The organism is Streptomyces sp. NPDC002133 (genome assembly GCF_040296405.1).
Lineage (GTDB): Bacteria > Actinomycetota > Actinomycetes > Streptomycetales > Streptomycetaceae > Streptomyces.
The window spans coordinates 484,063-494,250 of sequence record NZ_JBEOXF010000002.1 but is presented as its reverse complement, the minus strand read 5'-3'; the positions used below and the strand labels follow the sequence as shown (position 1 = coordinate 494,250).

Here is a 10,188-nt window from a genome sequence, read left to right as displayed (position 1 = left end):
GCTGTTGAGTTCTCAAGGAACGGACGCTTCCTTCGTACTCACCCGCAGAACATTCTCTGGGGCTTTCCTCCGGGCGCTTCCCTTCGGTGTTTCCAACCTTACCAGATTCATTTTCCGTTCCGTTCCCGGTTCGGATTCTGTTTCCAGTGGCCGTTGGAGGGCCTTTTGCCTTTCGACTGCCTTTCGGCTTTCCCGACTTTATCAGAGATTCTGAGTCGGAATTCCCGCCCCTCGAGTGGTCCATCCGAGCGCACAAGTGCGCCCCGGCCTTCCCCTCAGGCGGAGCCGTAAACGTACTGGAGCGGGGCGCCCGATGCAAATCGGGGCGCCCCGCTCCAAGATCACTCCACCGGGTGTCAGTTCCGGTGCCAGGTCCGGCTGCAGACCTGGTGTCAGACCTCGACCACGACCGGGAGGATCATCGGGCGCCGGCGGTAGCTGTCCGAGACCCACTTGCCGACCGACCGCCGGATGAGTTGCTGCAGCTGGTGCGGCTCGGAGACACCGTCCGCCGCCGACTTGTGGATGGCTTCCTCGATCTTCGGGATCACCGCGTCGAACGCGCCGTCCTCGATGCCGGAGCCCCGTGCGTGGATGTTGGGGCCGCCGACCACCTTGCCGGTCGTGGAGTCGACCACGACGAAGACCGAGATGATGCCCTCGTCGCCCAGAATCCGACGGTCCTTCAGCGAGGCCTCGGTGACGTCGCCGACCGAGAGGCCGTCGACGTACACGTATCCCGCCTGCACCTTGCCGGTGATCTTGGCCTTGCCGTCGACCAGGTCGACCACCACGCCGTCCTCGGCGATGACGATGCGGTCCTTGGGGACTCCCGTCAGCGCGCCGAGCTCGGCGTTGGCGCGGAGGTGGCGCCATTCGCCGTGGACCGGCATGAGGTTCTTCGGCTTGCAGATGTTGTAGAAGTACAGCAGCTCGCCGGCCGAGGCGTGGCCCGAGACGTGGACCTTGGCGTTGCCCTTGTGGACGACGTTCGCACCCCAACGGGTGAGTCCGTTGATCACCCGGTAGACGGCGTTCTCGTTACCCGGAATGAGTGACGAGGCCAGGATGACGGTGTCGCCCTGGACGATGCGGATCTGGTGGTCGCGGTTGGCCATGCGGGACAGGGCCGCCATCGGCTCGCCCTGGGAACCCGTGCAGACCAGCACGACCTCGTGGTCCGGGAGGTCGTCCAGCGACTTGACGTCCACGACCAGGCCGGCCGGGACCTTGAGGTACCCGAGATCACGGGCGATGCCCATGTTCCTGACCATCGAGCGGCCGACGAAGGCGACCCTGCGGCCGTACTCGTGTGCCGCGTCGAGGATCTGTTGGATGCGGTGCACGTGGCTGGCGAAGCTGGCCACGATGATGCGCTTCTGGGCGCCCGCGAAAACGCCGCGCAGCACGTTCGAGATGTCACGCTCGGCCGGGACGAAGCCGGGGACCTCGGCGTTGGTCGAGTCGACCAGCAGGAGGTCGATGCCCTCCTCGCTCAGACGCGCGAAGGCGTGCAGGTCCGTGAGGCGGCCGTCCATGGGGAGCTGGTCCATCTTGAAGTCGCCCGTGTGGACGGCCATGCCCGCGGGAGTGCGGATGGCGACGGCGAGGGCATCCGGGATGGAGTGGTTGACCGCGATGAACTCGCAGTCGAAGGGGCCGATGCGCTCGCGATTGCCCTCGCTGACCTCGAGGGTGTACGGGCGGATGCGGTGCTCCTGGAGCTTCGCCTCGATCAGGGCGAGGGTCAGCTTGGAGCCGATCAGCGGGATGTCCGGCTTCAGGCGGAGCAGGTACGGGACACCGCCGATGTGGTCCTCGTGGCCGTGCGTGAGGACGATGCCCTCGATGTCGTCGAGGCGGTCCTTGATCGTGGTGAAGTCCGGCAGGATCAGGTCGACGCCGGGCTGTTCCTCCTCGGGGAAGAGGACGCCGCAGTCGACGATCAGGAGCCGGCCGTCGTACTCGAAGACGGTCATGTTCCGGCCGATCTCGCCGAGACCGCCGAGCGGGGTGACTCGCAGGCCACTCTTGGGGAGCTTCGGCGGTGTGCCGAGTTCAGGATGCGGATGACTCAAAAGACTCTCCTCACCACACGCGCCACGTACCGCTTGGGCACGTGGCGCGCATGACATTCGTGCACTTGCTGTTGTCGTTGTTGTGGTGCGTATTCACTTGGGTCGTATTCAGTTGTGAAGTCTGTGGCTACAGCTGTACCCCGCCGGCGGCGAGATCGATCTTGAGCTGGGCAGTTTCGGCCTCGGTGAGCTCGACGAGCGGGAGGCGCAGCGGGCCTGCCGGCAGACCCTGGAGCGCGAGCGCGGCCTTGGTGGTGATCACGCCCTGGGTCCGGAACATGCCCGTGAACACCGGGAGCAGCTTCTGGTGGATCTCGGTGGCCTTCTGGACGTCGCCCGAGGTGTACGCGTCGACGAGGGCGCGCAGCTCCGGTGTGACGACGTGGCCGACCACGGAGACGAAGCCGATGGCGCCGACCGAGAGGAGCGGGAGGTTGAGCATGTCGTCGCCCGAGTACCAGGCGAGGCCGCTGCGGGCGATGGCCCAGCTGGCCCGGCCGAGGTCGCCCTTGGCGTCCTTGTTGGCCACGATCCGCGGATGGTCGGCGAGACGGACGATGGTCTCGGTGTCGATCGGAACGCCGCTGCGGCCCGGGATGTCGTACAGCATCACCGGGAGGCCCGTCGCGTCGGCGATGGCCGAGAAGTGGCGGTACAGGCCCTCCTGCGGGGGCTTGTTGTAGTACGGCGTCACGGCGAGCAGGCCGTGTGCGCCGGCGCGCTCGGCGGCGCGGGCGAGCTCGATGCTGTGGTGGGTGTCGTTGGTTCCGATTCCGGCGACGACATGGGCACGGTCGCCCACGGCGTCGAGGACGGCTCGTACCAGCTGGTCCTTCTCCGCGTCGCTGGTGGTCGGGGACTCGCCGGTGGTGCCGTTGATGATCAGGCCGTCGTTGCCTGCGTCCACCAGGTGGGTGGCGAGCCGCTGCGCGCCGTCGAGGTCGAGTGCGCCGTCCGCCGTGAACGGCGTGACCATGGCGGTGAGGACCCGCCCGAAGGGGGTCTGCGGAGTGGAGATCGGAGCCATGGGTAACACGCTACTCGCTGCTCAGCGCGTAGGGTCCCCTTGGGGGACGTGACGTATGCCGTGGTCAGTGGAGCCCGGCACTGCCTGCTCGGGGGTTCAAGCAGTGCCGGGTCCGTTTGATCAGCCTAGATGAACTTCTCGAAACGCCGCAATACGGACACCGAGTAAGGCTGACCGTACATCTGTGCTCTACGGGGCCACACGGCCGTTGGCATTGAAGGCCGCATAGGTGAGCGGCATGAGCTTGGCCCAGTGCTCCTCCATCTTCTCGCCCACCATCTCGATCTCCCGCTGCGGGAAGGACGGGACCTTCGCCTGCTCGTGCTGGGTGCGCAGGCCGAGGAAGTGCATCAGCGAGCGTGCGTTGCACGTCGCGTACATCGACGAGTAGAGGCCGACGGGGAGGACCGCGCGGGCGACCTCGCGCGCCACACCCGCTGCGAGCATCTCCTGGTACGACTCGTACGACTGGCGGTACGAGTCCGCCATCACGCGGCCGGTGAGCTCCTGCTGGGCCTGGGTGCCCTCGACGAAGACGTACTTTCCGGGGCGGCCCTCCTGCACGAGCCTGCGGGACTCGGCCGGGACGTAGAAGACGGGCTGCAGCTCCCGGTAGCGACCGGACTCCTCGTTGTACGACCAGCCGACGCGGTGGCGCATGAACTCACGGAAGACGAAGATCGGGGCGCTGATGAAGAACGTCATCGAGTTGTGCTCGAAGGGGCTGCCGTGGCGGTCCCGCATCAGATAGTTGATGAGCCCTTTCGAGCGCACCGGGTCCTTGGAGATCTCCTCCAGGGACTGCTCGCCCGCAGTGGAGACTCTGGCCGCCCACAGCACATCGGAATCGCCGGCGGTGTGCTTCACCAGCTCGACGGTGACATCGCTGCGGAAGCCGGGCTTGTAGTCGGCGGGGATCTCGGTCACCGGCGGGGGTCCTTCCAGTTGCGTCGCTCGGGCGGCGCCCACTCTACGGCTCACCACTGACAACGCCGGGAGGCGCAGGACCCGACTCCTCCGGTCGCCGGGCGCGACGGGACCGACGGGGCCTTCCTGTGATTCTTGGGTCAATTCACTGGAATCAGGCACCTCCCGGACGTTCTGCGCGTCTGTACCTGTGGCAGCGACCGGACACATGGCGCGCGCACGACTCACCAGGCTCCAGGAGGCCCTCATGTCCCTCACCCAGCAACCGCTGGGCGGTACCACCCCCAGGCGAGAGGCCGTTCCGTTCGCATTCGTCGCCGAGGCCGATCGCTTCCGCAGCAACGTCACTCCGCCACCCAGGGAGCGCCCGAGCTGGTCGCAGCTGGCCGGACGTGCGCTGATCGGCCTGACCGTCGTGGCCGGCCTGGTCGGATCGCTGCTTCTCGGAATGCCGGCGCTGGAGTCACCGAAGGCGCCTTCGCATGCTCAGCAGGCCGAGGCGTCCGACGGCCGCTGACTCCTCCCGAACTGCCCCGGCGGACAGGGCAGGCGCCTCCATGGGCCCCCTGGGGTGGTCCGTCCGTGGCCGCCTCGGTAGCCTCACCAGGCACAGCCCTTCGTGCTTGATGAGTGAGGTTCAGCCGTGCCCCTGCCCTTCCTGACGGCCGACCGCGCCTTCGACGCCCCGGCGGACGACGATGTCGCGCTGCCGTTCGACGACCATGACCAGTGGCGGCGGCCTTACCGCCCGGGTCCCTGGCGCGTGGCGGCCTCGGCGCTGGTACTGCTTCTGGCGTCGTTCGTGCTGATCGCCGCGGTGATCATCGCCTTCGCCGGTGCCTTGCAGGGCGCGGGGCTGTGCTTCGGGCTCGCCTCGCTGATGATCGCGGCGGCACTGCGGCTGCTGCGCATCGGCGCCTGGGTGAGCAGGCACGGTCTGCGGAGCGTGGGCTTCGTCTCGACCAGCACCGTGGCCTGGGAGGAGATCACGGGGCTGCGCACGGTGCAGCAGCCGGTGCGCTGGCTGGGACTGCCGCGGACCGTGCAGGGTCAAGCGCTCGTGCTCGTACGCGAAGAGCGTGATCCGCTGACGCTGCTCACGGACCACAACGCGGACTTCCTGGCGCGGGTCGAGGCGTTCGACCGTGCGGCTGACACCGTCGAGGCGTGGGGCGCGGAGTACGGCCCGGTCAGGCCCTGACCGGCTTTCCGTCGTGCAGCGCGATCGCGCGCTGCATCGCCCGGCGGGCGCGCGGGGTGTCGCGGGCGTCGTGGTAGGCCACGGCCAGCCGGAACCAGCAGCGCCAGTCGTCGGGTGAGTCCTCGGTCTCCGCGCGGCGCTTGGCGAACACGGCGTCGGCGGAGTCGCGGTCGATACGGCCGCCCGGGGTGCGGACCAGCTCGTCGACCGGCAGTCCGCCCTCCGCGTCCAGCTTCGCGGCCAGTGCGTTGGCCTTCTTGACGAACTGGGTGTTCTTCCAGAGGAACCAGACACCGATCACCGGCAGGATCAGCACCGCGGCACCGAACGCGACGGTGAGCGCGGTGCCCTGCTGGATCAGCATCACGCCCCTGCTGCCGACCAGGACGAAGTAGACGACCAGGACGGCAGCCGTGACGAAGTACGAGATTCTCGCGCGCATGGTAGCCGGTCTCAGCCGAGGTCGAGGAAGTGCTCGAGGCCGAAGGTGAGCCCGGGCGTGGTCACCACGCGGCGCACACCGAGCAGGATGCCCGGCATGAAGCTGCTGTGGTGCAGGGAGTCGTGGCGGATGGTGAGGGTCTCGCCCTCGCCCCCGAGCAGGACCTCCTGGTGGGCCAGCAGACCGCGCAGCCGCACGGCGTGCACCGGCACCCCGTCGACGTCAGCGCCGCGCGCACCGTCCAGGGCCGTGACGGTCGCGTCGGGCTGCGGGGCGCAGCCCGCCTCGGCGCGGGCGGCGGCGATCAGCTGGGCGGTGCGCGTGGCAGTGCCGGAGGGGGCGTCCGCCTTGTTCGGGTGGTGCAGCTCGACGACCTCGACCGACTCGAAGTAGCGCGCGGCCTGGGCCGCGAACTTCATCGTGAGCACGGCGCCGATGGAGAAGTTGGGCGCGATGAGCACGCCCGTCGAAGGGGTGGGGGAAGCATCGAGCGAGGTGCGCAGATGCGCGAGGCGCTCGTCCGTCCAGCCGGTGGTGCCCACGACGGCGTGGATGCCGTGACGCACGCAGAAGTCGAGGTTGCCCATCACCGAGGCGGGTGTGGTCAGTTCGACCGCGACCTGGGCGCCGTTCTCGGCGAGGGTCTCCAGCTTGTCGCCCCGGCCGAGCGCGGCGACGAGTTCCATGTCCTCGGCGGCCTCGACGGCTCGTACCGCCTCGGAGCCGATACGGCCCTGGGCGCCGAGGACGGCCACGCGCAGCTTGCTCATGTTGCGTTCGCTCTCTACGAGACGGATTCGTGCAGGCGGTCCGCCTGCTTGTCCTTCAGCGGGCCGATCACCGACAGCGATGGGCGCTGTCCCAGTACGTCACGGGCGACCGCCCGTACGTCGTCGGGGGTGACCGCGGCTATGCTCGCCAGCATGTCGTCGACCGACATCTGGGAGCCCCAGCACAGCTCGCTCTTGCCGATGCGGTTCATCAGCGCGCCGGTGTCCTCGAGGCCGAGGACGGTCGAGCCGGAGAGCTGGCCGACGGCCCGGTCGATCTCGTCGTCCGGCAGGCCCTCGTTCGCGACCCGGTCGAGCTCCCCACGGCAGATCTTCAGCACGTCGTGGACCTGGCTGGGCCGGCAGCCGGCGTAGACGCCGAAGAGCCCGCAGTCGGCGAAGCCCGACGTGTACGAGTACACGCTGTAGGCGAGCCCGCGCTTCTCCCGTACCTCCTGGAAGAGGCGGGAGGACATGCCGCCGCCGAGGGCCGTGTTCAGTACACCGAGGGCCCACCGACGGTCGTCGGTTCGGGCCAGGCCGGGCATGCCGAGGACCACATGGGCCTGCTCGGTCCTGCGGCCCAGCACCTCGACCCGTCCCGCGGTGCTGATGGTCCGCCGGCCGTCGCGCGGGGCGACCGGTGCGGCGTCCGTGCGGGACAGGGCGCCGGCCTTGTCGAAGGCCTTGCGCACCTGGCGTACGACGGTGGCGTGGTCGATGTTGCCCGCGGCCGCGACGACGAGGTGCGTCGGGTCGTAGTGCTTCTTGTAGAAGCGTGCGATCTGCGAGCGGTTCAGCGCGTTGATGGTGTCGACGGTGCCGAGGACCGGCCGGCCGAGCGGGGTGTCGCCGAACATGGTGCGCGCGAAGAGGTCGTGGACGACATCGCCCGGGTCGTCCTCGGTCATCGCGATCTCTTCGAGGATGACGCCGCGCTCGGCGTCGACGTCCCCGTCCAGGATCAGCGAGCCGGTGAGCATGTCGCAGACGACGTCGATCGCCAGCGGCAGATCGGTGTCGAGCACCCGTGCGTAGTAGCAGGTGTACTCCTTCGCCGTGAAGGCGTTCATCTCGCCGCCGACCGCGTCGATGGCGGAGGAGATGTCGAGGGCGGAGCGCTTGTGCGTGCCCTTGAAGAGGAGGTGCTCCAGGTAGTGCGTGGCGCCGTTGAGCGAGGGGGTCTCGTCGCGGGAGCCGACGTGCGCCCAGATGCCGAAGGTGGCGGAACGCACGGACGGCAGGGTCTCGGTGACGATGCGCAGCCCCCCGGGGAGGGTGGTCTTACGGACCGTGCCGATGCCGTGCTCGCCCTGGAGAAGCGTTTGGGTACGGGCGACGGCCCGCGCCTCCGAGGAGGTGCGGGCCGTCGTCCTGGAACTACGGGACGTCACTTGTCGGTGTCGTCCTTCGCCTCGTCGGCAGCGTCCTCGTCCGCGATCACGGGGATGAGGGACAGCTTGCCGCGCTGGTCGATCTCGGCGATCTCGACCTGCACCTTGGCCCCGACACCGAGCACATCCTCGACGTTCTCCACGCGCTTGCCGCCGGCGAGCTTGCGGATCTGCGAGATGTGCAGCAGGCCGTCCTTGCCGGGGAGCAGGGAGACGAACGCACCGAAGGTCGTCGTCTTCACGACGGTGCCCAGGTAGCGCTCGCCGACCTCCGGCATGGTCGGGTTGGCGATGCCGTTGATCGTGGCTCGGGCGGCCTCGGCGGCCGGGCCGTCGGCGGCACCGATGTAGATGGTGCCGTCGTCCTCGATCGTGATCTCGGCGCCGGTGTCCTCCTGGATCTGGTTGATCATCTTGCCCTTGGGGCCGATGACCTCGCCGATCTTGTCCACGGGGATCTTGACGGTGATGATCCGCGGGGCGTTCGGGGACATCTCGTCCGGGGTGTCGATCGCTTCCATCATCACGTCGAGGATGTGGAGGCGGGCGTCGCGGGCCTGCTTGAGGGCCGCGGCCAGGACGGAGGCCGGGATGCCGTCCAGCTTGGTGTCGAGCTGGAGGGCGGTGACGAACTCCTTCGTACCGGCGACCTTGAAGTCCATGTCACCGAAGGCGTCCTCCGCACCGAGGATGTCGGTGAGGGCGACGTAGTGCGTCTTGCCGTCGATCTCCTGGGAGATCAGACCCATGGCGATACCGGCGACGGGGGCCTTGAGCGGCACACCGGCGTTCAGCAGCGACATGGTGGAGGCGCAGACGGAGCCCATGGACGTCGAGCCGTTGGAGCCGAGGGCCTCGGACACCTGGCGGATCGCGTACGGGAATTCCTCGCGGGTCGGCAGGACCGGCACGATGGCACGCTCGGCGAGGGCGCCGTGGCCGATCTCGCGGCGCTTCGGGGAGCCGACGCGACCGGTCTCACCGACGGAGTACGGCGGGAAGTTGTAGTTGTGCATGTAGCGCTTGCGGGTCACCGGGGAGAGGGTGTCCAGCTGCTGCTCCATGCGGAGCATGTTGAGGGTGGTGACGCCCAGGATCTGGGTCTCGCCACGCTCGAACAGAGCGGATCCGTGCACGCGCGGGATCGCCTCGACCTCGGCGGCGAGCGTACGGATGTCCGTGACGCCACGACCGTCGATGCGCGTCTTCTCCTTGATGACGCGCTCACGGACCAGGGACTTGGTCAGCGAGCGGTACGCGGCGGAGATCTCCTTCTCGCGGCCCTCGAACTGCGGGAGCAGCTTCTCGGCGGCGAGACCCTTGACGCGGTCCAGCTCGGCCTCGCGGTCCTGCTTGCCGGCGATGGTCAGCGCCTGCGAGAGCTCGTCCTTGACCGCGGCGGTGAGCGCCTCCAGGACGTCGTCCTGGTACTCCAGGAAGACAGGGAACTCGCCGGTCGGCTTGGCGGCCTTGGCCGCGAGGTCCGACTGGGCCTTGCAGAGGACCTTGATGAAGGGCTTCGCGGCCTCGAGACCCGCGGCGACGACCTCCTCGGTCGGGGCCTCGGCACCTCCCTTGACGAGCTCGATGGTCTTCTCGGTGGCCTCGGCCTCCACCATCATGATCGCGACGTCGCCGTCCTCCAGGACGCGGCCCGCGACCACCATGTCGAAGACGGCGTCCTCGAGCTCGGTGTGGGTCGGGAAGGCCACCCACTGACCGTTGATCAGCGCGACACGGGTGCCGCCGATCGGGCCGGAGAAGGGCAGGCCGGCCAGCTGCGTGGAGCAGGAGGCGGCGTTGATCGCGACCACGTCGTACAGGTGGTCGGGGTTGAGCGCCATGATCGTCTCGACGATCTGGATCTCGTTGCGCAGGCCCTTCTTGAAGGACGGGCGCAGCGGGCGGTCGATCAGGCGACACGTGAGGACCGCGTCCTCGGACGGACGGCCCTCACGGCGGAAGAACGAACCGGGGATCTTGCCCGCGGCGTACATCCGCTCCTCGACGTCGACCGTCAGGGGGAAGAAGTCCAGCTGGTCCTTGGGGTTCTTGGACGCGGTGGTGGCCGACAGCACCATGGTGTCGTCGTCCAGGTACGCCACGGCGGAGCCGGCGGCCTGCTTGGCCAGGCGGCCCGTCTCGAAGCGGATGGTGCGGGTGCCGAAGGAGCCGTTGTCGATCACGGCTTCGGCGTAGTGGGTCTCGTTCTCCACCAGCGATATCTCCTCGTCTGCGTCCCCTCGCCCGTGTGGCGTGGGGGACGGTGGCGGAGAAGCGCGCCTTGCGTGCGGGCCGGTCTTCGATCGAAGCACCCGGATGTGTTCCGGGGGCCACTACCGAGGACCG

General features: G+C 68.5%; 9 protein-coding genes. 2 read left to right on the top strand and 7 right to left on the bottom strand.

Translation table 11 applies throughout. The annotated features are described in order from the left end of the window. Positions 1 to 392: 392 nt before the first annotated feature. The 3 genes from ABT078_RS04630 to thyX all read right to left on the bottom strand — a co-directional run bounded on the left by ABT078_RS04630 (position 393) and on the right by thyX (position 4,032). On the bottom strand, positions 393 to 2,078 hold the full coding sequence (locus ABT078_RS04630) for a ribonuclease J (RefSeq protein ID WP_351223707.1): 1,686 nt from the start codon (positions 2,076 to 2,078) through the stop codon (positions 393 to 395). A 127-nt stretch (positions 2,079 to 2,205) separates the two neighbouring features. Further along, entirely contained in the window at positions 2,206 to 3,105 is a 900-nt protein-coding gene (gene dapA, locus ABT078_RS04625) for a 4-hydroxy-tetrahydrodipicolinate synthase (RefSeq protein ID WP_351223705.1), read from the bottom strand. A gap of 189 nt (positions 3,106 to 3,294) precedes the next feature. After that, positions 3,295 to 4,032: an FAD-dependent thymidylate synthase gene (gene thyX, locus ABT078_RS04620; RefSeq protein WP_351223703.1), complete on the bottom strand. Its 738-nt coding sequence runs from the start codon at positions 4,030 to 4,032 to the stop codon at positions 3,295 to 3,297. 247 nt (positions 4,033 to 4,279) lie between these two features. On the opposite strand from thyX, the gene ABT078_RS04615 reads away from it, so the two are divergent. Then, on the top strand, positions 4,280 to 4,549 hold the full coding sequence (locus ABT078_RS04615) for a hypothetical protein (RefSeq protein WP_351223701.1): 270 nt from the start codon (positions 4,280 to 4,282) through the stop codon (positions 4,547 to 4,549). Positions 4,550 to 4,675: 126 nt separating this feature from the next. After that, positions 4,676 to 5,233: an SCO5741 family PH domain-containing membrane protein gene (locus ABT078_RS04610; protein ID WP_351223699.1), complete on the top strand. Its 558-nt coding sequence runs from the start codon at positions 4,676 to 4,678 to the stop codon at positions 5,231 to 5,233. Here the strand turns inward: ABT078_RS04610 and ABT078_RS04605 are convergent. Genes ABT078_RS04605 through ABT078_RS04590 form a run of 4 tightly spaced genes read right to left on the bottom strand, consistent with a single transcriptional unit; the run spans position 5,223 to position 10,055 of the window. Beyond that, entirely contained in the window at positions 5,223 to 5,675 is a 453-nt protein-coding gene (locus ABT078_RS04605) for a tetratricopeptide repeat protein (RefSeq protein WP_351223697.1), read from the bottom strand. The genes ABT078_RS04610 and ABT078_RS04605 overlap by 11 nt on opposite strands. An 11-nt stretch (positions 5,676 to 5,686) precedes the next feature. Beyond that, positions 5,687 to 6,445, bottom strand: coding sequence for a 4-hydroxy-tetrahydrodipicolinate reductase (dapB, locus tag ABT078_RS04600; RefSeq protein WP_351223695.1), 759 nt, complete (start codon positions 6,443 to 6,445; stop codon positions 5,687 to 5,689). A gap of 14 nt (positions 6,446 to 6,459) precedes the next feature. After that, a complete protein-coding gene (locus ABT078_RS04595) occupies positions 6,460 to 7,839 on the bottom strand; it encodes a M16 family metallopeptidase (protein WP_351223693.1) in 1,380 nt (459 codons plus the stop codon). After that, positions 7,836 to 10,055 carry a polyribonucleotide nucleotidyltransferase gene (locus ABT078_RS04590; RefSeq protein WP_351223691.1) on the bottom strand — a complete coding sequence of 740 codons (2,220 nt, stop codon included), beginning with the start codon at positions 10,053 to 10,055 and terminating at the stop codon, positions 7,836 to 7,838. The genes ABT078_RS04595 and ABT078_RS04590 overlap by 4 nt, the downstream gene beginning before the upstream one ends. Between the last annotated feature and the right edge of the window lie 133 nt (positions 10,056 to 10,188).

Coding starts and splice junctions, on each gene's coding strand:
- dapA (WP_351223705.1), bottom strand. CDS start 3,105: ATGGCTCCGATCTCCACTCCGCAGACCCCCTTCGGGCGGGTCCTCACC.
- dapB (WP_351223695.1), bottom strand. CDS start 6,445: ATGAGCAAGCTGCGCGTGGCCGTCCTCGGCGCCCAGGGCCGTATCGGC.
- ABT078_RS04615 (WP_351223701.1), top strand. CDS start 4,280: ATGTCCCTCACCCAGCAACCGCTGGGCGGTACCACCCCCAGGCGAGAG.
- ABT078_RS04605 (WP_351223697.1), bottom strand. CDS start 5,675: ATGCGCGCGAGAATCTCGTACTTCGTCACGGCTGCCGTCCTGGTCGTC.